This is a genomic window from Curtobacterium sp. MCLR17_007 (genome assembly GCF_003234655.2).
Classification (GTDB): Bacteria; Actinomycetota; Actinomycetes; order Actinomycetales; family Microbacteriaceae; genus Curtobacterium.
Window position 1 is genome coordinate 508380 of sequence record NZ_CP126271.1, and the last position, 22092, is coordinate 530471.

The following is a 22092-nucleotide window of genomic DNA, read 5'->3' on the forward strand; positions in this document are numbered from 1 at the left end:
GGAGGCTATGGCCGTGACCGAGACGCTGTCAACGATCCCGAACGGGGTCGTCGGGAGCACGCCCGCGACCCTGCGGCTGATCAACTCGCGGGCCGTCCTCGACGAGTTGTTCCGCGACGACGGCGCGTCGGGTGCGCCGACCTCGTTCACGGTGACCGAGCTGACGCGCCTGGTCGGGCTCTCGCGGCCCACGGTCGAGGCCTCGCTCGCCGACCTGGTCGCGCAGGGCTGGGTGCGCGAGGCCGAGGCCATCGCCACCCCGAACAAGGCCGGCCGACGCGCGAAGCGGTTCCGCGCCGACGCCTCGGCGGGGTCGGTGCTCGGCGTCGACCTGGGGCTCCACGGCATCGTGGGCGTCCTCGCCGACCTGCGGGGCGAACAGATCGCCCGTGTCGACGAGGTCTACCCGAACCTGGCATCGGCGGACCAGGCGTGGACGAGCGTGCAGGAGGTGGTCCGCCGCCTGACCTCGACCGAGGGGGCCGGACGGCTCCTCGCGGCGACGTTCGGCGTGCCGGCCGTGGTCGACCGCAGCGGTGCGATCGACTACACGATCGCGGTGCCGGAGTGGGTCGAGAGCCGGGTGCCCGGCCGGATCCAGGACCTGTTCCCGACCGCGACGACGTTCTTCGACAACGACGCCAAGCTCGCCGCCACCGCCGAGGCGATGTGGGGCGGCTTCCGTGGTGCCCGCGACGCGCTCTGGCTGGTGATGGGTCGGCAGATCGGTGCGGCGTTCCTGGTCGACGGCGTACTGGCGCGCGGGGCGCACGGCGCGGCCGGCGAGGTGGGCGGTCTGCCGTCGACCGGCTGGCCCGCAGCCCCCGCCCGCCTGGAGGCCCGGATCCCCTCCGGCATGGACCTGGAGTCCGTCATGGTGGCGGCCGGGCACGGCGACGCCGTCGCCGAGAGGGTGGTGCGCTCGCTGGCGGAGGACGTCGCGACCGGTGTGGCGCAGCTCGTGGCCACGCTCGACCCCGAGGTGGTCGTCGTCGGTGGCGAGGTGCTTCCAGCGGCCGAGGTGTTCTGCGCGGCGCTCTCCGAGGTCGTCGCACCGATGCTCCGCCACCCCGTGCCGATCGTGCCGTCGAGCGTCGGTCGTGACGCCGTCGCCCGGGGCGCCCTGGCCCGGTCGCTGACCCACGTCCGGTCGACGCACATGGGACTCGGGGGCTGATCCGACTCGGGGGCTGATCCGCACGGGCTTCTGCGGAAGCTGTCAGGGCACTCAGCAATGATGGGCGGCATGACGACTGCCCTCGCCGCCGCCGCGCCCTCCGACACTGAGATGGGTGGGCTGTCGGGGCTCGTGCTGCAGCTGATCGACCTGCTCGGGGAGTGGGGCGTCGCGCTCATGCTGTTCGTCGAGACGGTCTTCCCGCCGATCCCGTCCGAGCTCATCCTGCCGCTCGCGGGCTTCCTCGCCGGAGCCGGTCGGATGAACCTGGTGCTCGTGCTGGTCCTCGCGACGCTGGGGTCCTACGTCGGGGCGCTGGTGCTGTACTGGCTCGGGCGGGTGATCGGCTTCGAGCGCACCGTCCGGTGGCTCGGCCGGCTGCCGCTCGTCGACGAGGACGACTTCCGCAAGGCCGCCGCGTGGTTCCACCGGCACGGCCGGAGCGCGGTGTTCTTCGGCCGGTTCGTGCCGATCGTGCGGAGCCTCATCTCGCTGCCTGCCGGCGCCGACCGGATGCACCTCGGCACGTTCTCGGTGTTCACGATCATCGCGAGCGGCATCTGGAACAGCGGCCTGGTGCTGCTCGGCGCCGCCTTCGGGACCCAGTACGACAAGGTCGAGCAGTACACCGAGTGGATCGACCGGGTGCTCTACGTCGCGATCGCTGTCGTCGTCGTCACCTTCGTGGTGCGGCGCGTCCGCCGTGCCCGGGGAGAGCGCGCCCAGGGGCGAGCCGTGGGCGCGGCGGAACCCGAGGCCGGCGCGGCTCGCGGGCGCCGACGTGCGACACCCGCGAACGACTGAGCGTCACGCCTTGGTGAGCGCGGACTCCTTGTGCGCAGCCTGCTTGCCGGACTTCTCCGACTCGACGATCCAGTAGGGGTCGTCTTCGGTCGGCTTGAAGTGCTGTCCGTCGAACGTGAAGTCCTTCGTCTTCTGCTCGACCAACGTGCCGGTCGTCTTCCCCTGGGAGGTGTTCCAGTGCACCTCGTCGCCCTTCGACATCGCCATGAGCCCGTCCTTCCGTCTCGGTGTGTTGCACGGATGTTAGACCCCGATGCATCCGCATGAATGCAGGGATGTACCCCCGGTCACGAAGTCATAACACGGGGCGACTTCTGTCAGTGAGACGCGTACCGTCGAGCATGAGTCACCACGCGAGCGCCGTTCGCCGTCCTGGCTCCCGACGGATCGACGACCTGATGACCCTCGTGGACAACGCCCGCACCGAGACGGTGCTCTCGGGGCGGTACCGTCTGTCCCGGCTCATCGGCACGGGCGGCATGGGCTCCGTCTACGAAGCCCGCGACGAGCACACCTACCGCCTGGTCGCCGTCAAGCTCTTCGCGACGCCGCAGACGATGACGACGGCGGACCGTGTCCGTCAGGAGCGCGAGATCCGGCTCCTCAGCATGCTCTCGCACCCGGGGCTCATCCCGCTCTACGACGCAGGCACCCACGAGTTCCCGGACGGTCCGCACCGCTTCATCGTGATGGAGCTCATCGCCGACGCGACGCTGCTGCGTCGACTGGCCGAAGGTCCGCTGCACAACTACGAGGCTGCCGACCTCGGCGCCCAGCTGGCCGACGCCCTGGCGTACGTGCACTCCCGCGGCATCGTGCACCGCGACGTCAAGCCCGCCAACATCCTGATCAGCGACGAGGGCTCGTCCGGCTTCGCCCGCACGGTCAAGCTCACGGACTTCGGCGTCGCGCACTTCGTCGACGGGTCGCGGCTGACCAACGACGGCACCATCATCGGCACGGCCGCCTACCTCAGCCCGGAACAGGTCGCCGGCGAGCCGATCAGCTACGCGACCGACGTCTACTCGCTCGGACTCGTGCTGCTCGAGGTGCTCACTGGCAAGCAGGAGTACTCCGGCACGCTGGTCGAGGCTGCGCTCGCACGCCTGCGCCGCAGCCCGGAGATCCCCGAGGCCGTCGGGCCCGACTGGCGGGACCTGCTGCTGCGGATGACCGACCGCGACCCGGCCCGTCGCCCGACCGCCGTGGCGGTGGCCAACGCGCTGCGGGGCGGTTCCACGCAGATCACCGGCCCGGTGCCGCTCGGCCCGTCGCGGGTGAAGCACAAGCGCGACCACCGCATGCACCGTGCGGCGCACCGACACGCTCGTCGGGGCACCTTCGAGGCGGTCAACCGCTGGCGTCGTCGCAACGTGATGACGGCCTCCCTGGCCGCGGGCGGCGTGCTCGTCGCATGCGTGCTGAGCTACGTCGCGGGCACCTTCCACTGATCCGCCGAGCGAACCCCGCGGGTCGGCGGTTTCGTGCAGGATGGACTGCATGACCGACCAGCGCTGGATCAAGATCTGCGGCCTGTCCACGCCCGACGCGGTGGACGTCGCCGTCGATGCGGGCGCCGACGCGGTCGGGTTCGTCTTCGCCGCGGGCAGCCCCCGCACCGTGACCGCCGACCTGGCGAAGGAACTCGTCGAGCGCGTGCCCGACGGGGTCGATGCCGTGGGGGTCTTCCGCGACCAGGAGATCGACGAGGTCGTCGGGATCGCCTCGGCGGTGGGGCTCACGACCCTGCAGCTGCACGGCGGCGAGTCGGCGACCGACTTCGCTCGCGCGCGGGACGCCGGCTTCTTCACGATCCGGGCGGTCGCGGCGCAGGACTACCTGCGTGAGACGCCGGACGAGCGTGCCGCGTACGACCACGATCTGCTGCTGCTCGACGCGGCTGAGCCGGGCAGCGGGCGGCTCATCGACTCGGTAACGCTGGCCGACGGCATCGACGAAGCCTGGATCCTTGCCGGGGGGCTCACCCCGGCGAACGTCGTGGCCGCGGTGGGTGCGCTCGACCCGGACGGGGTCGACGTGTCGAGCGGCGTGGAGTCCGAGCGCGGTGTGAAGGACGCGGCCAAGATCCGGGCGTTCGTCGAGGCGGTCCGCAGCATCGGCTGACGCGGGCTGCCGCGGCGCGCGGGCGCCCCGACGAGGCGGACGCACGGCGGCGGGACGGGACGGCACCGGGCCTCCCGTCCGCTCGTGGTGACGGTCAGACGGACGTGACCCGCAGCGTCGGGATCAGGTCGGTCAGGAAGGCGTCGGTGTCCTCCCACCCCTCGACCGCGTGGCAGGGGACGCCGAGCGCCTTGACCGGGTAGTCGTTGCCCTCGGGATCGAGCCGGTCGCCGACGAAGAGCATGTCGTCCAGCGCGATGCCGGTGATCTCCGCCAGCCGCTGCATGCCGTAGGCCTTGTCGATGCCCTTGCGTGTGATGTCGACGCTGGTGGAGCCGCCGGACCGGACCTCGAGGTCGGGGAGCTCGGCCTGCACCCGGCGGCGCAGGTCGTCCTTCTTGGCGCCGGTCGGGTCCCAGGCCTTCTTGACGTCGACCGGCGCGCGCTGGCCGAGCGCGGAGAACGTGATCTGTGAGCCGCGGTCCTCGAGGATGTCACCCCAGGTCTCGGACTCCCAGTACCCGGCGTCCTTCGCGACGGACTCGACGGCCGCCAGAGCACGGGCCTTCTGGTCGTCGGTGAGGTCCTCGGCGTACTGCAGCGCCCAGTCGTCACCCGACCAGCGGTAGTAGCGGGTGCCGCAGGTGGGCAGCAGGTGCAGGTCGTCGAGGGTGAGCCCGTCGCGGTGACGCAGCGGTGTGACCAGCTGCTGCTCGAACTGCGCGAAGTTGCCGCCGGAGATGACCGCCACCGGGACCGTCTCGAGCAGGGCGGCGAAGGTCTCGAGCATGCGGGGGTCGAGCGAGGACTTCGAGGGGGCGAGGGTGTCGTCCAGGTCGAAGGCCACGAGGCGTGGTGCGGTCATGGCGCCGATTCTGTCATGTCGACCAGGCCCGGATGCGGCCCGCAACCGATGTGTGCGGGAAGCCGACCGCGACCCGCTACTCCTTGACGAGCACGACCTCGTCGAGCGGGATGCGGGTGCGGGGAGCGACCTCGCGCTCCGCGGCCTTGTCGTCGAGCTGGTCCGGGTGCGCGACCGTGCCGATCGCCGTCACCGTGTACGGCAGGAAGCGCTCGGGCAGGTCGAACGCAGCGCGGAGGCCCTGGGCGTCGATCCCGGCCATCTGGTGCACGTGGAGGCCCTCGGCGTGCGCCTGCACCGTCAGCGCGGCGAGCGACTGGCCGAGGTCGTACTGGGCGAACGGACGCTCGTCGCCACCGTCGGACACGGTCTCGAGCACGCCGACCACCAGTGCACTTGCGCGGAACGCCCACGCGGCGTTGAAGCCCAGCAGGTTGTCGTTGATCTTCCGGAACGTCTCGGTGCCGCGGCGGCCGGCGATGAAGCGGCGCGGCTGGAGGTTCATCGCGGACGGGGCCCAGCGGGCGGCCTCGAGGACGGCGTCGAGCTGCGCCTCGGTCATGGTCGCGGACTCGTCGTAGGAACGCGGGCTCCACCGCTCCTCGAGCAGGGGCACGAGCGGCTGGCTCGAGTCGGTGGAACGGGAGAGGGTCGTCACGTCGGTCATGCCGGTGTGAACGACGGTCGATGCGTTCGTATTTCCAGTCTGAACGACGTCACATGTCGCCGATCGTCCGGGCGGGATGCCAGGATGGCGGGGATGGGTGGCGTTCTGATCGGCTTCGCGATCATCGGCGCGATCATCGCGGCCGGGTACGGCGTCGGTCGAGCCGGGCTGCTCGGACCGCACGCCCAGTTCGTGATGAGTCGACTGGCGTTCTTCGTGCTCATGCCGTGCCTGCTGTTCCACACGATCGCCACGGCAGACATCGCCGCGCTGGTCTCCCCGATGCTGTGGGTGTCGCTGCTGAGCGCCGTCGTGGTCGCCCTCGGCACTGCGGCGGTGTTCGCCCTGGTCCTCCGCCGCTCGGTGACCGTCACGACCGTGGGCGCGCTCGCCGCGAGCTACGTCAACGCGAACAACATCGGGCTGCCGGTCGCGGTCTACGTCCTCGGACAGGCCACCGCGGTCGTGCCGGTCATCCTGCTGCAGCTCGTCGTGATGGCGCCGATCGCGCTGACGATCCTCGACGCCGCGACGGCGTCCGGACGCGGGTGGAAGCGCCGCGTGCTCGGTCCGGTGTCGAACCCGCTGATCATCGCCTCGCTGCTCGGGCTGCTGTGCTCGGCGTTCCGCATCGACCTGCCCACGCCGGTGCTCGAGCCGTTCTCGCTGGTGGGAGCCGCCGCGGTGCCGGTCGTGCTCCTGTCGTTCGGCATGAGCCTGCACGGGTCCGCTCCGCTGCGTGACCCCGCGATCCGCACGGACGTGATCGTGGCGTCGTCGATCAAGCTCGTGGTGATGCCGGCCGTCGCGTTCGTGCTCGCACGCTTCGTGTTCGGCCTGGGGGAGCAGCAGGTCTTCGTGCTGACGACGCTCGGCGCGCTGCCGGCGGCCCAGAACGTGTTCAACTACGCCCAGCGCTACGGTGCGGCGGTGCCGGTGGCGCGCGACGTGGTGCTCATCTCGACGATCGGCGCGGTGCCGGTGCTCGTCGCCATCGCCGCGCTCCTGCACCCGTAGGGCGGGGCGGGGCGGTGTCGGGGCCGGTGGGCGTCCGCGCGCCGAGGTCGCACGACTCGCCGCTGGCGGACGTCGAGGTCACGAGAACCGTCGCGACGCTCCTGCTCGAACGGCCGACTCTGCGACGTCGGCGGGATGTGGGTGGCGAGTCGTGCGACCAAGACCACGCCGTCACGCCGCACCTGCCATCAAGGGGGTGGGCAATCGCCGGACTGGAGGCGCGGGGCGGGGCCGGTACGGGCCTCCCGTCCAGCAGATGGTCGCGACCAGGTCGCAGCACTCGCCGCTCACCTCGTGCCGAGGTCGCACACCGTGCCGGACGCCCGAGGCCCAGGCGACCGTTTCCGCGCCGTCGGCAACCGTGAGCGGCGAGTTGTGCGATCTCGGGGGAGCGGGAGCGGGAACGATCTCGCGGGCGCGGGCGCGGGAGCGGGAGCGGGAGCGGGAGCGGGAGCGGGCGAGGGCGCGGGAGCAGGGCGGCGGGCGCGCCGCCCGGGCGTCAGAAGATCATCGGGCGGTCGTCGTCCAACGAGGTCTCGAGGTCCAGGTCGACGACGACGGGCACGTGGTCGCTCGGGGCGTCGCCCTTGCGCTCGTCGCGGTGGATGGACGCCCCCGTGACGACGTCGGCGAACCCCTGGGACCCCATCACGAAGTCGATGCGCATGCCCTCGTTGCGGGGGAACCGCAGCTGCTTGTAGTCCCAGTACGTGTACCCGGTGGGGACGAGCGGCCGGACGACGTCCTGCAGGCCGCGCTCCTCGAAGGTGCGGAACGCGGACCGCTCGGGCTCGCTGACGTGGGTCGCACCCTCGAACACGCGCATGTCCCAGACGTCCTCGTCGAGCGGCGCGACGTTCCAGTCGCCCATGAGCGCGAGCTTGAGCGACGGGTCGGCCTCGAGCCACTCGGCGGTGCGGTCGGCCAGCTGCGCGAGCCAGTCGAGCTTGTACGTGTAGTGCGGGTCCCCGAGCTCGCGGCCGTTCGGCACGTAGAGGCTCCACAGCCGGACGTCGTCGACGGTGACGCCGATGGCGCGGGCCTCGACGGGAAGGTCGGGACCCTCGTGGCCCTTGAGGAAGCCGGGCTGGCCGGGGAAGTCGCGGGTGACGTCCTCCATCGGCAGTCGACTGGCGAACGCGACCCCGTTCCACTGGTTCAGGCCGTGCGCCTCGACGTGGTAGCCGGCGGCCTCGAACGCCTCGACCGGGAACTGCTCGGGCTTGCACTTGATCTCCTGCATGCCGAGCACGTCGACGTCCTGGCGGACGAGCCAGTCGACGACCCTGCCGACTCGGGTGCGGACGGAGTTCACGTTCCAGGTCGCGACGCGCATGGGATCGAACCTACCCGTCGCGACCGGGGGACGAGTGCGGGGTGACGGCAGCCGGACGGACGGGTGGTGTTGGCTGGCCGTATGACGTCGAAGAACGGGATCCCCGGCGTCGGCGAGGTCGTCGACGTGCCGGAGCCGATCGCGCGACTCGCCGCGGGTCGGCCGCTCGCGCCGGTGTGGGTGAACGCGATCGGCGGGAAGACCTTCCGCGTGGGCGGCGACGGCCGCGCCGACACGGCGGACGAGTACCTGAAGTGGGTCCCGCGTCCGTACACGGTCTGGGTCGGTGCCGAGGCGGAACGGCTCCGGTGGGCGGGACGGTGGCTGCGGGTGCCCGAGGTCCTGGACCACGGCGCCGACGACGATGGTGCCTGGCTACGGACCCGTGCGGTCCCCGGGTGGAGTGCGGTCGACCCGCGCTGGCGGGACGAACCACGGACGGCCGTCGTGGCCATCGCCGAGGGGCTCCGCGCGATGCACGACGCGCTCCCCGTCGCGGAGTGCCCGTTCGACTGGTCGGCCGCGATGCGGCTGGACCGTTCCCGTGCCGCCGGCGTCGACGTGGACCGCCTCGGTCCGGCTCCCGACCCGGACGTACTGGTCGTCTGCCACGGCGACGCGTGCTCACCGAACACCCTGCTCGGGGACGACGGCCGGTGGATCGGCCACGTGGACCTGGGCTCCCTCGGGGTCGCCGACCGGTGGGCGGACATCGCCGTGGCGACGATGGCGCTCGGCTGGAACTACGGGCCGGGGTGGGACGATGTGTTCCACGGGGCGTACGGCGTCACGGTCGACCGGGAACGCACTGCCTGGTACCGGGCGCTGTGGGACCTGAGCGTGGACGAGGTGGACGCGACGGGCTAGAAGCCGACGCCGCGGGCCGCCATGAACGACACCGGGTTCGTGGTGCCGCCGCCGACGTGGGTCTCGTAGTGCAGGTGGCAGCCGGTCGAGTTGCCGGTCGACCCGACGAGGGCGACGAGGGTGCCCGCGGCGACCTGCTGGCCCGTGGCCACGCGGAAGCCACCGCTGACGATGTGCCCGTAGGCGCTCTTGACGCCACCACCGTGGTTGATGCGCACGTAGTTGCCGTAGCCGCCGTACCAGCCGACGTACTCGACCGTGCCCGCAGCCGCGGCGACGATGGCCGTCGAGCAGCCGCTGCCGAGGTCGATGCCGTCGTGGAAGGTCTGCGCGCCCGTGATCGGGTGCACGCGCGTGCCGTACCCGCTGGTGATGTACCCGCCGGCCGGACGGACCCATCCGGAACCGGAGCCGGAGCCGACGGCGCCACCACCGCCACCGCCGCTGCCGCCACCGCCACCGCTGTTGCTGGCCGCAGCTGCTGCGGCCGCCCGGGCTGCCGCAGCCGCCGCCGCGGCACGGGCGCGTTCCTCGGCCGCCTTGCGCTCGGCCTCGCCCTTCGCGAACTCGGCTTCGGTCCGGACCCGACCCGACTTGAGCGTCGCGAGCTGCGCTTCGAGTCGCGCCTTGTTGTCCTGTTGCTCGTCGTAGGCGGACTGGGCGCGGTCGGACGCGGCCTGGGCCTCGGCCATGCGGTCTTCGGCCTCGGCGGCGAGTTCGGCGAGCTCGGTGGCGGCGCGGTCCGCCTGGCCGGACAGCGCCCGGGCGACCGCGGCATCGGCGCTGGCGACGGCTTCGACGCGTTCGGCCTGTTCCGAGAGCTTGCTCAGCGCGCCGAGGTCGTACAGCAGGTCACGCGAGTCGTCGCCCCCGCTGAGCACGCTCGAGGTGACGTCGGCACCGCCCGAGCGTGCCATCTGCGCGGCGAACTGACCGGCCTGGGCGGCGCTCTGCTCGGCGGTCTGGGCGTGTTCGTCGGCTTCGGCGCGGAGTCGCTGTTCCTTCTCCGCTGCGCGCTGGGACTTGCGCTGGGCGTCGGCGTACTCGTTGCCGCGGGCTTCGGCCTGGGCGACGGCGGCGTCGGCCTTGGCGGACAGGTCGCCGATCAGGGTCTGGATGCCGGAGATCTGCTCGTTCTTCTGGGACTCCTGCCCGCGGGCGGCGAGGACGTCGTCCCACGACGGGTAGGTCGCCGCCTGGGCCGGCGGCGCGTCGAGCACCAGGGCACCGGCGAGCCCGACGAGCGAGAGCCCGGCGACGGCGAAGCGCAGCGACCGGCGTGCGGGCACGCGGACGCGCGAGGGCTGGTGGGGCGCAGCAGATCGAGACATCGGGAGCGAGCCTATACATCCGCACAGGATCTCCGCGACGCCGACGCACCGCCTGTGGAGAACTCGCTAGAAGCCCCGGTCCCGCCGGACCTCCGCGGCGCTGCCCACCACGCGGTCGCGCAGCGTCGTCGCCCCCGTCGTCCCCGCGTAGTCCCAGATGTCGAAGCCCGTGCAGTGCGTGACGGACAGCGGGGCGCCGAGCTGGTCCTCCACCGAGGTCGGCCACACGTCGCCGGACCCGACCACCACGAAGGTCGGGTCGGCGTCCCGGTAGGAGCCGAGGTCGACGAGCCACGGGTACACCTGGAACGAGTCGCGGACCTGCAGCATCCGGACGTTCGTCGACGCGTAGGTGGCGAGCGGCCGCACGGTCCAGAACTGCCCCACGCCGACGACGTCCCGGCCCGCTGCCCAGCGGTCCAGGCACGCGGCAGGGGCGTAGGAGGCGGTCCGCACCGTCCGGACCGTACTCGGCGCGACGGCGATCCCTGCGGCGAGCACCGCGGCCGTGCCGATCGCCAGCCCGACGCGGATGCCCCGCGACGGTCGGTACACGCGCGTGCGGCGCACGGCGACGCGGATCAGTTCGCAGACGGCGATGAGCGCCAGCAGCGGCGCGACCACGACGGGCTCGAGGTAGCGCGGCGTCTCGGAGCCCGCGGCGACGACGCCGACCGACACCGCCACGATCGTGACGGCGGGCAGGGCCGAGGCGACGAGCACCGTGCGCGACGCCCGCACCCGCCATGCCCACACCGTCCCGCCCGCGGAGAGCAGCACCCCCACCAGCATGAGCACGAGCCCCGCGTCGCCGGCCACCGTGCCCGACCGCACGTCGGTGATCGACGCGAAGAACCCGAGCGTGGACACCGCCCGTTCCGGGTGCACGTACGTCGAGGGGTCGAGCGACACGAACGGCCGGAGCGGGATCCGCACGAGGTACCCGACGACGGCGCCGGCGATCACGGTGCCGGACAGCAGCAGCGCGGGCCGCCACGGCACCCGCTGCGCGAGGGCGAGCACGAGCAGCGTCACGACGACCGGCGCCCCGGACCACGGCACGTACAGCGGGTTCGACGCGGTGGTGCAGGTCGCGACGAGCCCGAGCACGACGAGCACGGTGGTCGTCGCCCGACCGGTCCGCACCGCGCGCAGGACCAGCACCGCGGTGGCGAGCAGGGCCAGCGCGACCCCGTAGTAGTACGTCGTCGTGAGCAGCAGCGACGCGAGCTCGAGCGACGTGGCCGAGGCGCTCGACTCGGTCAGCACCAGCAGGGTCAGGAACGCGAGCGCGACGGCGGACACCGCGATCCGCGCCGGGCGTCCCGCCGCGGGCATCAGCTCGTTCGCCGCCGCCCGCAGCAGTGCGTAGACGCCGAGGAGCACCAGCACCCCGTTGAGCGCGAGGGCCTGCTGCGGTGTCGCGGTGACCAGCGAGCACAGCAGGTAGACCGGCAGTTCGGGGAAGAAGAACAGCGCGGGCGACATCGCCCACTCGAACGGGTCGCCCGCCTGCATCGAGCGCACGACCAGCGGGAGCAGGACCGAGTCGCCGTCGTACCAGAGCAACGAGACCCGGGCCGAGGCGATCACGTGCCGCAGGGCGATCACGGTCAGCGCCACCGCGACGACCACACCGACGGCTTCGTGCGCGACGGCACGGAGACGGGCGGAACGCATGCTCGGGAGCGTACCCACGACCCCTCTGACCCCGCCGATGAGCGCCTGTGGGCTCGAACGGCTACCCTTGTGCGCTGTGACGGACGCGCGCGAGCAGTTGATCGACCACATCACGGCTGAGGCCGTGTTCCACGGTGACTTCACGCTGACCAGCGGCAAGAAGGCGACCTACTACATCGACCTCCGCAAGGTCAGCCTCGACCACCGCGTCGCGCCGCTGATCGGACAGGTCATGACCGAGATCATCGACCGGGTCCCGGACGTCGTCGCCGTCGGCGGACTGACGATGGGCGCCGACCCCATCGCCAGCGCCGTCCTGCACCAGGCCGCCGCCCAGGGCAAGGCCTACGACGCCTTCGTCGTCCGCAAGGAGCCCAAGGACCACGGGCGCGGCAAGCAGGTCGAGGGTCCGGACCTGCGCGGCAAGCGCGTGGTCGTGCTCGAGGACACCTCGACCACCGGCGGCTCCCCGCTCAAGGCCGCGGAGGCGCTCGAGCGCGAGGGCGCGATCGTCGCCGCCGTGGCGGTCGTCGTCGACCGTGACACCGGCGCCAAGGAGAAGATCGAAGCCGCCGGGTACCCGTACTTCGCTGCCATCGGGTTGGCTGATCTGGGGCTGTCCGCGTGACCGAGGAGCGTCCGGACGACGCGCGCGAGACCGACCCGACCGGCGGCCCCGACAGCGGGGTCGACGGCCAGGAGGCCCGTCCCGCGCCCGCCTCGGACGCTCGCTTCACGGGACTCCGCAGCGCCGCCGACATCTTCGGCGCGCCGCGCACGGCGGACGAGTGGCCCTCACGCCGCGAGCGGCGCGAGGCCGAACGCGCCGCCGCCGAGACCGGCCAGCCGCTGCCGGAACCGTTCGAGCCGCAGACGCCGTCCGCGCCCGACGAGCCGGAGGCGCGCGACGAGCGGCAGACGCCGGAGGCGCCCGCCGCACCGCAGCAGCCGTCGACCCCCGCGCCGCCCGCGGACGACGCCACCCAGGCGATCTCGATGCCCGAGGAGCTCGCACGGCCCTCGCAGCCCGCCCAGCCCGCGTCCGACCCCGACCGGTCCCTGCTGAGCAGCCGGATCCCCGCGGCAGCCCCGGTGGCGCCGAACACCACGGCGCCGCACCCGAGTGCCATCGAATTGCCCTCCGCGATGGCGCACCGTGCGCAGCGCGCCGCCGAGACCCGTGCGATCGAGGACGAGCGTCGCCGGACCGATCCCCATGGCGAGGGCCGCGACGACGTCGACTGGCTCGGCCGTGCGACCGGGTCGTCGCTTCCGCCCGCCGGCCTGGGGGACGTCCCGGCACCGACCGGTCCCGTCGCGCAGCCACTCGGCGTCCCGAACGCCCTGCCGACGAGTGACGAGCCGCCGAGCTTCACGGACCTGCTCCGGATCCCGGACGCCGGGCTGTCCGACCGCCCGTTCGACTGGGCGGTGCACGACGACGCGACGGGCGAGGTGCCCACGGCGCTGACGTCGGCATCGTTCGACACGACGACGCTCGGTGCCGGCTCGTGGTCACTCACGGCAGACCAGGACGACGACGAGGACGTGGTCTCGGGCGAGATCCCCGTCCCCGCCGCAGCTCCCGTCGTACCGGTCGCGCCGACCGCACCGGTCGCGCCGACCACACCGGTCCCGCCGACTGCCACGACACCGCCGACCGATCCGGTCCGCCGCGACGCACCGAGCGACAGCGGGAGCTGGTCACTGGCCGACGACGCCGTCCGCACCGGGGAGACCCCGTGGTGGGCAGCGGACGACGCCGCGCGAACCGCCACCGAACCGGACCCGGGCGCCCCCGCACGGGACGAACCGACGGGACAGGCGCCCGTCCCGCCGCTGGTCGAGCCGACCCGCGCACCCGTCGGCCTACCACCCGCGGCACCGCAGGCCCCCGAGGACCTCGACCAGTCCGAGTGGCACGGCCGCGAGACCAGCGACACGAGCGCCATCAAGGACCTGTTCGGCACCGAGGCCGTCGACCAGCTCGGCGCCACCGGGTACGACCCGCACGACACCGGCACCCGGATGATGCCCGCGGCCGTCGCACCGACCCCGGCGCGCCCGCAGCCCGCGAGCCCGACCGCCACGGGTGCTCGGAGCACGCCGGCCCCGCCCGCGGCCGACATCGGCAACTTCATCAACCACGGCTTCGCCCGGCTGCGCGGCGAGGGCAAGCGCGGCAAGCAGCTGCTGATCGGCGGGGCGATCGTCATCATCATCGTGATGCTCGTCGCTGTCTTCGCCCTGACGCGCTGGATCATCGGGAACAACCTCGACGAGCAGCTCACCCCGACGAAGTCCCCGGCGGCCGCTTCGGCGTCGGTGCAGACCTCGACGACGCCCGAGCCCCAGGCCGCGGCCACCCCGGCGTCGGCACCGACGATCACGTTCGCGACCACCGCTGCGTCGCCCGGCCAGCACCCGTGGTACGAGCTCGCCGGCGGGGAGTGCATGACCCCGTTCACCGATCCGTGGTCCGAGGACTTCACGGTCGTCGACTGCGCGACGGCCCACGCGGCGCAACTCACCCGACGGGGCGCCATCGAGGCGGATGCGTTCCCGGGTGCGGACGACGCGAAGCAGCTCGCGACCGACCAGTGCCGGTCCGAAGACGCGCTCGACGTCTCAGCAGCGTCGGCGTACGGCGACGTCCAGGTGCAGGCCGTCTACCCGCCCGACCAGGAGTCCTGGAACCGGGGCGACCGGTTCTGGTCCTGCTTCGTCACGCGGTCCGGCGGCGGCACGATGACCGGCTCCCTCGCACCGTCGGCCTAGCCGACGCCTGGACGGACAGGAGGCTCCCCACCGGACCGGTGGGGAGCCTCCTGTGTGTCAGCGGTCGCCGTTCAGGCGGTGGCCGGGACCTTGCCGGACACGTCCGTGAGCGTCGCGAGCTCGTCCTGCGTGAGCTCGAGGTCGGCGGAGGCCAGCAGCGCCGGCAGCTGCTCGGTGTTGCGCGCCGAGGCGATCGGCGCGACGACGTCCGGCTGGGCCTGCAGCCAGGCCAGCGCGACCGAGGCGATCTCGGCGTCGTGGTCCCGGGCGATCGTGGCGAGCGCGTCGACCACAGCGAGTCCGGCGTCGGTGAAGTAGCCGGACACCTGGCCCTCGCGGTCCTTGCCCGCGAAGTCCTCCTTCGTCCGGTACTTGCCCGTCAGGAACCCGGCCGCCAGGGCGAAGTACGGCACGACGCCCAGGCCGGCCTCGTGCGCGAGGGGCGCGATGTCCGACTCGTAGGGCTGGCGCGTGACCAGGTTGTAGTGCGGCTGGATCGCGACGGGCTTGGCGAGGCCGTGCTCGTCGGCGATGCGGATCCACTCGGCGGCGCGCTCCTTCGAGTAGTTCGAGATCGCCGTGTACCGGACCAGGCCGTCCTGCACGAGCTGGTCGAACGCGCGGACGGTCTCCTCGAGCGGGGTGTCCTGGTCGTCGAAGTGGGCGTAGTACAGGTCGATCCGGTCGGTGCCCAGACGCTGCAGGCTGGCGCGCGCGGCCTTCGCGACGGTGTCGGCCGACAGCCCCTGGAACTCGGGGTGCTGCGAGCCCTTGGTGGCGATCACGACGTCGTCGCGCTTGCCGGACTTCGCCAGCCACGAGCCGATGACGGTCTCGGACTCGCCGCCCGAGTTGCCGTCGGCCCAGGCGGAGTAGACGTCCGCGGTGTCGATGAAGTCGCCGCCCGCGGCGGTGTAGGCGTCGAGCACCTGGTGCGAGGTCGACTCGTCGGCGGTCCACCCGAAGACGTTGCCGCCGAGGGCGAGCGGGAAGACGTGGAGGTCGCTGGTTCCGATGCGGGGCATGCGGGTTCCTTTCGTCGCGGTACGGTTCCTGGCCCACGGTAGGCCGCCCGCCTTGACACGGGCGCGGCGTCGGGGTGGGCTGTGGGGGACATGCCGACGCTCGCCTCGTACCTCGCCGACCCCCGTCCGACCGTGCGCCTGCGGGCGGTGATGGCCGCAGGGACCTCGCCCTCCACCGACGAGCTCGAGCCGCTCGTCGAGCAGTGCCGCGTCGAGCCCGACCTGCAGGTGCGGGAGATGTTGACCTGGGCGCTCATCCGGCTGCCCGCCGAGGTCGTCGTGCCGCGGGTGCTGCGGGAACTCGACCGTCCCGAGGCGCAGGCGCGCAGCCAGGCCCTGCACACCCTGTCCAAGGTCCACGACCGGTCCGTGTACCCCCGGGTGGCGTCGTTCCTCGGGGACGTCGACCCCGGGGTCGCGCGGACCGCCTGGCGCGCCGCGGTGGTGCTCGTGCCGTCCGGATCGGAGGAGTCGCTCGCGCGGATGCTCGCCGTGCAGCTCGGCCAGGGGGACCGCGAGACGCAGCTGGCACTGAGCCGGGCGCTCGTCGGGCTCGGCGTGTCGACGGTCGGACCCGTGCTCGAGGCTGCCGGGGCGCACCGGTCGGCTGCCGTCCGTGCACATGCCGCCGAGGTCGAGGAGCTGCTGCGCGACCCGGACGCCGGATCGGCGCTCGCGCTCGAGCGCGCTCGTCGCGAAGTGGCGCTTGGGCGCACGCGGGCCGCCAAGGGCTGACCGGGTTGCGCGCCGGCGTTCCCGCCGTGCTCGGTGCCGGGTTGTTCGCTCGGTGCGGGGTGCCGTTGCCGGTGCTGGGCGTCGCACGGTGCGAGGTTGTTCGCTGGTGCGAGGACGTGCGTCTGGTGCGGGGTTGCAAGCTCGCACCGGGCGATCAGGCGCGCACGAGGGCGCGCAGCGGTGGACGAGAGGCGCGGTGCACCGGGCGATCAGGCGCGCACCGGGGCGTGAGCGGTGGACGAGAGGCGCGGTGCGCCGGGGCGGGCGCACCAAGACCCGGATTCGGGCTCCCGAACAGGGCCGATCGGCTTGCGCATGCCGATCGGAGCGCGCCAGCATGGGTGTCGAAGGGGAGTAGCTCCCAGCGCGTGCATCGACACATTGGCCATCACGACGATCGGCCCGGTGCACCACCACGAACGGCCCGGTCGGGTCGCTCGGGGCGAGCGAGACCTTCGGCCGTTCCGCCATGGCCGAAGCCGCTCGAAGTGTGTGTGCTGCGTCATGGCTCGACCACGAGGACCACCATGACCGACACCATCGCCGTGCAGTCGCCCGCACCCGCGGCACCTGCTCCCCGCATGGGCGCCAGCGCCTGGGGCCGGATCGCGATCTGCTTCGCCATCGCGGTGCCCGCCGTCGTCTTCCGCTTGACCGGGTTCGCGCCGAACCCCGTCGTCGACCTGCTCGTGTTCGGCGCGGCCGTCGTCGCCGCGTCGTTCCTGCTCGCCTGGGCCGCCGAGGCCGCGCAGAAGGACATCGCCGGTGCGCTCGCCATCGCGATCCTGGCGCTCATCGCCGTGCTGCCCGAGTACGCCGTCGACCTGTACTACGCGTTCCGCTCCGGCTCCGACCCCGCCTACGAGCAGTTCGCCGCCGCCAACATGACCGGGTCGAACCGGCTGCTGCTCGGCTTCGGCTGGCCGCTCGTCGTGGTCATCTCGCTGCTGGTGGCCCGCCGGTTCGTCCGCGTCGGCACCCTGCCCGCGTCGGCCACCCGCGTGCTCGAGCTCGAGCGGTCGTCCCGGGTGGACATCGGGTTCCTGGCGCTGCTCGCCGTCATCGCCTTCCTGATCCCGGCGATGGGTTCGATCCCGATGTGGTTCGGCTTCGTGCTGCTCGCCGCGTTCGTGCTGTACCTGTGGCGGGCGTCGAAGACCGCCGACGACGACGGCGAGGACGAGGAGCTCGTCGGCATGGCGGGCAACCTGGCCTCGATGCCGCAGCGGGCCCGGCGGTGGACGATCGTCGCGCTGTTCGTCGCCGCCGCCGCGGTGATCCTGTCGTCGGCGGAGCCCTTCGCCGACGCGCTCGTCCAGTCCGGCGGCGCGCTCGGCATCGACAGCTACTTCCTGGTGCAGTGGCTGGCACCGCTCGCCACCGAGGCGCCCGAGTTCATCGTGGCGGCGCTGTTCGCGCTGCGGGGGATGGGCGGCGCGGCGATCGGCACGCTCATCGCGTCGAAGGTCAACCAGTGGTCGCTGCTCGTCGGTTCGCTGCCGATCGCCCACGTGCTGGGTGGGGGGACCACGGGCGGGCTGCCGCTCGACGGTCGCCAGGTGGAGGAGTTCATGCTCACCGCGTCGCAGACCGTGCTCGGGGTCGCGATCATCATCGCGCTGCGCTTCCACCGCTGGTCGGCGATCGCCCTCGTGGCGCTGTTCGCGGTGCAGTTCGTGGTGACGGACACCAGCGGTCGATGGGTGCTGAGCATCGTGCACCTGGTCGTGGCCCTCGTGGTGCTGTGGATCAACCGGCGCGACGTCATGCCGACGATCACGGCACCGTTCCGGCGGCCGTCGTCCCCGGCGGTGCGCTGAGGTCGCACGCCCCGTCGAGGTTCCCGCGCTGCCGAGGTTCCCGCCCTGCCGAGGTTCCACAATTACGGCATCTCGGGACCTCGAACAGGCGCATCGGGGAACCTCGATGCACCTGAGCGGCGAGTTGTGGAACCTCGGGCAGGGTGGCCCCGGACGGCGCCCGGGGCGTGGGGCGCGGCGCGTCAGTCGGCGTCGGGCGTGAGCCAGATCGCGTGGGCGGCGGCGCTCGGCAGGTCCACGAGGGTGTCGGTACCGTCCGGGGAGCGCCGTGACACCGCGATCACGCCCGCGTAGTCCCGCACCTGCTCCACGCGCAGGTGCGTCCCCAGTCCGACGCCGAGCTCGTCGAAGTAGCGCAGCAGCGAGGGGTCGTCGTCGGACACCCGCCCGACGGTGCCGCACGAACCCGGGGCCACCGTGCCGAGCAGTGCGCCGGGGGAGTCGGGCACCGAGCCGTCCGCGCGCGGGATCGGATCGCCGTGCGGGTCGTGCGTCGGGTGCCCCAGGTCGACGTCGACCCGGTCGAGGAACGTCTCGGAGACCGCATGTTCGAGGGCCTCGGCCTCGGAGTGGACCTCGTCCCACGTGTAGCCCAGCCGGGACACCAGGAACGACTCGATCAAGCGGTGCCGCCGGACCATCGCCACGGCGACCTGCTGCCCGAGCGGGGTGAGCACGACGCCGTAGTAGGGCGTGTGTTCGATCAGACCGTCGCGGTCGAGCTTGCGGAGGTTGCCCGACACCGTCGAGGCCGACACCCGCAGCGCCGCGGCGATGTCCCGCGTGGCGATGCCGTCGCCGCCGTGTTCCCGCGCCTTCCAGATGAGCTTGACGTAGTCCTCCGCCATGGTCGAGAGCGAAGGGAGGCGCATGCGTCAATGGTACAAACACACCATGCCCGCCCACAGACGTCGTTGGCCCGTCCCGCCCTCCCTGCTGGTCGGGCTCGCGCCGCTCGTCGTCTTCGCGGCGATCAGCGTCTGGCGCTCCCGCCCGAGTGACGACTACCCGTCGCTCGGGCTGACGGTCGACAGCGTCGTGCGGGCGCTCGTCGTGCCGGAGGGCATCGCCGCGCTGGCGCTCGCCGCGGTCGTCACCGGGCTGGGGTGGTGGCGGATCGCGACCGTCGACCCCACCCGGGGCCGTCCACGCTGGACCTGGGTCGCCCCCGCACTGATCGCCGTCGTGTGCCTGGCGCGGTTGCCGCTGGTCGACTGGACGGCGCTGCCCTGGCACTACTTCGTGCTGCTCGGGGTGGGCGTGCTGTTCGTGGGGGTGTTCGAGGAGCTGCTGACCCGGGGCGTGCTGCTGGTGGGACTCCGTCGGCGGCTGCCCGAGTTCGGCGTGTGGATCGCCTCGTGCGTGCTGTTCGGGCTGCTGCACCTGCTCAACGCCCTGGCCGGCGCCGGCATCGGTCCGACGCTCGTCCAGGTGGTCTTCGCGGCGTCGTTCGGCTCGACGCTCTACGTCGCCCGCCGGCTGACCGGGAACCTGCTCCTGCCCGTGCTGCTGCACGCCGCCTGGGACTTCGGCTCGATCGCGGTGTCCGCCACGTCGCGCCAGGGCTTCGACGACATCGCCGTCGCCGGGGTGCTCGGCGTGTTCGCCTTCGCCGTGCTCGCCCTCGGCGTGGTCGCCGGAGGACTCGTCGCCTGGCGCGACGACCGGCCGCGACGACTGCGGCGCCGCTGGCGCGACGTCCCGCCCATCGACGTCGCAGCGCCCCGCGGACAGGCGGAAGCAGTTCCGGGCCGGAACGACCTGCGAAGCCGCACAGACACACCGGCTGGTTCACCTGTCTGACGGCAACTGTTCCTCGGACCGACACCGGGCCTCCTTACCGTCGCTGCGATCCCATCCCGGGAACCGAGCCCTGCCCGACACTGTCGCCGGCGGGTCCACAGGAAGGAGCGCCGCCCCTCCGGGGCGGCAACCACGCATGCGCACATCCGCACGCGCCATGGCCACGGGGGTGACCGTCGCAGCGATCGCGACGTCCCTGGTCATCGGCAACCCGCTCGTGGCGAACGCCGCGACCTACCCGAGCGACACCGCCAAGCCGGACCTCGTCTCGCTGCTGAGCGGCTACGACTCCTTCTGGAAGTCCAGCGGCACGAACGACCTGCACGGCACGGTCGTCAGCGGTGCCACGCTCGCCCAGAACGACCAGCTGACCTCCTGGATCAACCAGAACGCCACGAAGGCCCAGCAGTTCACGGCGCTGCAGGACTCCGAGTACAAGAACGCCCCGACCGGGTACGACCAGTCCTCCACGGTGGGACAGGGGCTCGGCGACGCGCTCGAGAAGCTCTACCTGCAGGGCCGGCAGAACGGCGACCTGCCGCTGACCGAGGCGCTCATCAACAGCAACACGGGCACGACCGGCGCCTACGTCGGCACCGGCACCGCGAAGACGCACTTCAGCTACCCGCGCCCCTACCTGCCGACGGACGCCTCCGCGACCCTGCCGGCCGGCGACGACCAGGTCAACTGCGCGCCTGCGAAGGTCAACGCCTCGTCGCTCGCGGGCAACCGCACCGGTACGGCATGGGCGGACGCCAAGGGCAACCTGACGATCACGCGCGTGCCCGTGCAGACGGACACCACGCACGAGTTCTCGCCGAGCGACGTCGTGCTCGACGCCGGCTACGGAACCCAGGGCATCTGCACCGGTGGGTCCTTCCCGAGCGGCCACACCACCACCGCGTACCAGGCCGGCATCACCCTGGCCACGCTGGTCCCCGAGCTCGCGCCGGAGATCCTGGCCCGCGCATCCGAGAACGGCAACGACCGCATCGTGCTCGGCGTGCACTACCCGCTCGACATCATGGGCGGACGCATGGACGGCGAGGCCGCCCTGGCCGCACGCTGGTCCGACACCGCGTTCCGCACCGGTGTGCTCGAGCCGGCCCGCAAGGAGCTGGTCAGCTACCTCGAGTCCAAGTGCGGCAACACCCTGGCGACGTGCATCGCCGCCGAGAAGCCGTACCAGGACAACCCCTACGGCGGGAAGGCGATCCCGGGCGGCACGTCCCAGATCGTGACCGACCGCGCTTCGGCCGTGAAGGTCTACCGCGAGCGCATGGACTACGGGTTCGCGAAGACCGGCACGACCGGCCTGGCCGCCAGCGTCCCGGTCGGCGCCGAGAACCTGCTGCTCAGCACGTTCCCGACCCTGACCGACGCGCAGCGCACCGCGGTGCTCGCGCAGACCGAGATCGCCTCGGGTGACCCGCTCGACCAGTCCGGCACCGCGAACGGCTCGTGGGAGCGCCTCGACCTGGCGGCTGCCACCAGCGCCACGGTCACCGTGGCGCAGGACGGCACCGCGACCGTCGTCGCGACCGGCGGCACCGCCAAGGTCGTCTCCGGCGTCCTGACCGCACCGGACGGCACCACCGTGCAGGCCGGTTCGCAGCTCGCCCTGGCAGCCAGTGGCCTGACCGCCGGCGCGACCTACCAGGTCGTGCTCGCCAGCGACCCGACCGTCGTCGGCACGCTGACCGCCGACGCGAGCGGCGCCGCCACCGGCAGCGTCACGATCCCGGCGGGCACGACGGCCGGCGCGCACACCGTCGACCTGGTGGACGCCTCGGGCGCCTCGGCGGTCGTCGACCCGCTCGCGATCACCGTGACCGCGGCACCCACCACCGGCACGCCCGGCGGCACCACGGGCGGCACGGGCAGCGCTGGCGGGACCGGCAGCACCGGCAACGCCGGGACGACGACCGGCGTCCACCTGCCCGTCGTCAGCGGCTGAGTCACCCCACCGGGCCGGTCGGCGCATCGAGCGTCGGCCGGCCTGGAGGCTCGTCCCACCTCCGCCCCGCACGTCCCGCCCCGCACGTCCCGCCCCGCACGTCCCG

Annotated in this window: 20 protein-coding genes; 12 read left to right on the plus strand and 8 right to left on the minus strand. The window is 72.6% G+C overall.

Features of this window, described 5'->3' with window-relative positions; all coding sequences use genetic code 11:
* Positions 1–13 precede the first annotated feature (13 nt).
* A complete protein-coding gene (locus DEJ13_RS02500; RefSeq protein WP_181437130.1) occupies positions 14–1177 on the plus strand; it encodes an ROK family transcriptional regulator in 1164 nt (387 codons plus the stop codon).
* 69 nt (positions 1178–1246) lie between these two features.
* On the plus strand, positions 1247–1981 hold the full coding sequence (locus DEJ13_RS02505) for a DedA family protein (protein ID WP_181437129.1): 735 nt from the start codon (positions 1247–1249) through the stop codon (positions 1979–1981).
* Between the two features lie 3 nt (positions 1982–1984).
* Here the strand turns inward: DEJ13_RS02505 and DEJ13_RS02510 are convergent, their stop codons facing one another.
* A complete protein-coding gene (locus DEJ13_RS02510; protein WP_111107953.1) occupies positions 1985–2188 on the minus strand; it encodes a hypervirulence associated TUDOR domain-containing protein in 204 nt (67 codons plus the stop codon).
* 191 nt (positions 2189–2379) lie between these two features.
* Between DEJ13_RS02510 and DEJ13_RS02515 the strand changes: the two genes are divergently transcribed.
* A complete protein-coding gene (locus tag DEJ13_RS02515; protein WP_181437128.1) occupies positions 2380–3432 on the plus strand; it encodes a serine/threonine-protein kinase in 1053 nt (350 codons plus the stop codon).
* A 49-nt stretch (positions 3433–3481) separates the two neighbouring features.
* Positions 3482–4105, plus strand: a complete 624-nt coding sequence (locus DEJ13_RS02520) for a phosphoribosylanthranilate isomerase (protein WP_111107951.1) — start codon at positions 3482–3484, stop codon at positions 4103–4105.
* A 94-nt stretch (positions 4106–4199) separates the two neighbouring features.
* On the opposite strand, the gene DEJ13_RS02525 is transcribed toward DEJ13_RS02520, so the two are convergent.
* Both DEJ13_RS02525 and DEJ13_RS02530 read right to left on the minus strand, forming a co-directional pair.
* A complete protein-coding gene (locus tag DEJ13_RS02525) occupies positions 4200–4970 on the minus strand; it encodes an HAD-IIB family hydrolase (RefSeq protein WP_111107950.1) in 771 nt (256 codons plus the stop codon).
* Positions 4971–5046: 76 nt separating this feature from the next.
* Positions 5047–5637: a nitroreductase family protein gene (locus DEJ13_RS02530; RefSeq protein ID WP_111107949.1), complete on the minus strand. Its 591-nt coding sequence runs from the start codon at positions 5635–5637 to the stop codon at positions 5047–5049.
* 93 nt (positions 5638–5730) lie between these two features.
* Here DEJ13_RS02530 and DEJ13_RS02535 point away from each other — a divergent pair, with 93 nt between their 5' ends.
* Entirely contained in the window at positions 5731–6654 is a 924-nt protein-coding gene (locus tag DEJ13_RS02535; RefSeq protein ID WP_111107948.1) for an AEC family transporter, read from the plus strand.
* Between the two features lie 499 nt (positions 6655–7153).
* Here DEJ13_RS02535 and DEJ13_RS02540 read toward each other — a convergent pair whose 3' ends face one another.
* Positions 7154–7990: an exodeoxyribonuclease III gene (locus tag DEJ13_RS02540; RefSeq protein ID WP_111107946.1), complete on the minus strand. Its 837-nt coding sequence runs from the start codon at positions 7988–7990 to the stop codon at positions 7154–7156.
* 81 nt (positions 7991–8071) lie between these two features.
* On the opposite strand from DEJ13_RS02540, the gene DEJ13_RS02545 reads away from it, so the two are divergent.
* Positions 8072–8857, plus strand: a complete 786-nt coding sequence (locus DEJ13_RS02545; RefSeq protein ID WP_111107945.1) for an aminoglycoside 3'-phosphotransferase — start codon at positions 8072–8074, stop codon at positions 8855–8857.
* Here the strand turns inward: DEJ13_RS02545 and DEJ13_RS02550 are convergent.
* Together DEJ13_RS02550 and DEJ13_RS02555 are read right to left on the minus strand one after the other, a co-directional pair.
* On the minus strand, positions 8854–10188 hold the full coding sequence (locus tag DEJ13_RS02550; RefSeq protein ID WP_146245314.1) for a M23 family metallopeptidase: 1335 nt from the start codon (positions 10186–10188) through the stop codon (positions 8854–8856). The two genes, DEJ13_RS02545 and DEJ13_RS02550, sit on opposite strands and share 4 nt — an antisense overlap.
* Positions 10189–10254: 66 nt before the next feature.
* Complete coding sequence (locus DEJ13_RS02555) at positions 10255–11868, minus strand: hypothetical protein (RefSeq protein ID WP_111107943.1); 1614 nt, start codon at positions 11866–11868, stop codon at positions 10255–10257.
* Positions 11869–11944: 76 nt separating this feature from the next.
* Here DEJ13_RS02555 and pyrE point away from each other — a divergent pair, with 76 nt between their 5' ends.
* Positions 11945–12496: an orotate phosphoribosyltransferase gene (gene pyrE / locus DEJ13_RS02560; protein ID WP_056123278.1), complete on the plus strand. Its 552-nt coding sequence runs from the start codon at positions 11945–11947 to the stop codon at positions 12494–12496.
* Positions 12493–14646 (plus strand): septum formation family protein, encoded by a 2154-nt coding sequence (locus DEJ13_RS02565; protein ID WP_111107942.1) that lies wholly within the window; start codon positions 12493–12495, stop codon positions 14644–14646. The genes pyrE and DEJ13_RS02565 overlap by 4 nt, the downstream gene beginning before the upstream one ends.
* A 71-nt stretch (positions 14647–14717) precedes the next feature.
* Here the strand turns inward: DEJ13_RS02565 and DEJ13_RS02570 are convergent, their stop codons facing one another.
* Positions 14718–15671: an aldo/keto reductase gene (locus DEJ13_RS02570; protein WP_111107941.1), complete on the minus strand. Its 954-nt coding sequence runs from the start codon at positions 15669–15671 to the stop codon at positions 14718–14720.
* Positions 15672–15761: 90 nt separating this feature from the next.
* Here DEJ13_RS02570 and DEJ13_RS02575 point away from each other — a divergent pair, with 90 nt between their 5' ends.
* Positions 15762–16406, plus strand: a complete 645-nt coding sequence (locus DEJ13_RS02575) for a HEAT repeat domain-containing protein (protein ID WP_111107940.1) — start codon at positions 15762–15764, stop codon at positions 16404–16406.
* 527 nt (positions 16407–16933) lie between these two features.
* Positions 16934–18226 (plus strand): calcium:cation antiporter family protein, encoded by a 1293-nt coding sequence (locus DEJ13_RS02580; RefSeq protein WP_111107939.1) that lies wholly within the window; start codon positions 16934–16936, stop codon positions 18224–18226.
* 182 nt (positions 18227–18408) lie between these two features.
* Here the strand turns inward: DEJ13_RS02580 and DEJ13_RS02585 are convergent, their stop codons facing one another.
* Positions 18409–19098 (minus strand): metal-dependent transcriptional regulator, encoded by a 690-nt coding sequence (locus DEJ13_RS02585; RefSeq protein ID WP_111107938.1) that lies wholly within the window; start codon positions 19096–19098, stop codon positions 18409–18411.
* Between the two features lie 22 nt (positions 19099–19120).
* On the opposite strand from DEJ13_RS02585, the gene DEJ13_RS02590 reads away from it, so the two are divergent.
* On the plus strand, positions 19121–20029 hold the full coding sequence (locus DEJ13_RS02590; RefSeq protein ID WP_181437127.1) for a CPBP family intramembrane glutamic endopeptidase: 909 nt from the start codon (positions 19121–19123) through the stop codon (positions 20027–20029).
* A gap of 136 nt (positions 20030–20165) precedes the next feature.
* Entirely contained in the window at positions 20166–21986 is a 1821-nt protein-coding gene (locus tag DEJ13_RS02595; RefSeq protein ID WP_181437126.1) for a phosphatase PAP2 family protein, read from the plus strand.
* Positions 21987–22092 lie beyond the last annotated feature (106 nt).

What these genes read in the sequence shown, in the direction of transcription:
- DEJ13_RS02530 (WP_111107949.1), bottom strand. Translation starts at nt 5,637, where the DNA reads ATGACCGACGTGACGACCCTCTCCCGTTCCACCGACTCGAGCCAGCCG.
- DEJ13_RS02515 (WP_181437128.1), top strand. Translation starts at nt 2,380, where the DNA reads ATGACCCTCGTGGACAACGCCCGCACCGAGACGGTGCTCTCGGGGCGG.
- DEJ13_RS02520 (WP_111107951.1), top strand. Translation starts at nt 3,482, where the DNA reads ATGACCGACCAGCGCTGGATCAAGATCTGCGGCCTGTCCACGCCCGAC.
- DEJ13_RS02580 (WP_111107939.1), top strand. Translation starts at nt 16,934, where the DNA reads ATGACCGACACCATCGCCGTGCAGTCGCCCGCACCCGCGGCACCTGCT.
- DEJ13_RS02595 (WP_181437126.1), top strand. Translation starts at nt 20,166, where the DNA reads ATGCGCACATCCGCACGCGCCATGGCCACGGGGGTGACCGTCGCAGCG.
- DEJ13_RS02525 (WP_111107950.1), bottom strand. Translation starts at nt 4,970, where the DNA reads ATGACCGCACCACGCCTCGTGGCCTTCGACCTGGACGACACCCTCGCC.
- DEJ13_RS02575 (WP_111107940.1), top strand. Translation starts at nt 15,762, where the DNA reads ATGCCGACGCTCGCCTCGTACCTCGCCGACCCCCGTCCGACCGTGCGC.
- DEJ13_RS02570 (WP_111107941.1), bottom strand. Translation starts at nt 15,671, where the DNA reads ATGCCCCGCATCGGAACCAGCGACCTCCACGTCTTCCCGCTCGCCCTC.
- DEJ13_RS02510 (WP_111107953.1), bottom strand. Translation starts at nt 2,188, where the DNA reads ATGGCGATGTCGAAGGGCGACGAGGTGCACTGGAACACCTCCCAGGGG.
- DEJ13_RS02585 (WP_111107938.1), bottom strand. Translation starts at nt 19,098, where the DNA reads ATGCGCCTCCCTTCGCTCTCGACCATGGCGGAGGACTACGTCAAGCTC.
- DEJ13_RS02535 (WP_111107948.1), top strand. Translation starts at nt 5,731, where the DNA reads ATGGGTGGCGTTCTGATCGGCTTCGCGATCATCGGCGCGATCATCGCG.
- DEJ13_RS02545 (WP_111107945.1), top strand. Translation starts at nt 8,072, where the DNA reads ATGACGTCGAAGAACGGGATCCCCGGCGTCGGCGAGGTCGTCGACGTG.
- DEJ13_RS02540 (WP_111107946.1), bottom strand. Translation starts at nt 7,990, where the DNA reads ATGCGCGTCGCGACCTGGAACGTGAACTCCGTCCGCACCCGAGTCGGC.
- DEJ13_RS02505 (WP_181437129.1), top strand. Translation starts at nt 1,247, where the DNA reads ATGACGACTGCCCTCGCCGCCGCCGCGCCCTCCGACACTGAGATGGGT.
- DEJ13_RS02590 (WP_181437127.1), top strand. Translation starts at nt 19,121, where the DNA reads ATGCCCGCCCACAGACGTCGTTGGCCCGTCCCGCCCTCCCTGCTGGTC.
- DEJ13_RS02555 (WP_111107943.1), bottom strand. Translation starts at nt 11,868, where the DNA reads ATGCGTTCCGCCCGTCTCCGTGCCGTCGCGCACGAAGCCGTCGGTGTG.
- DEJ13_RS02550 (WP_146245314.1), bottom strand. Translation starts at nt 10,188, where the DNA reads ATGTCTCGATCTGCTGCGCCCCACCAGCCCTCGCGCGTCCGCGTGCCC.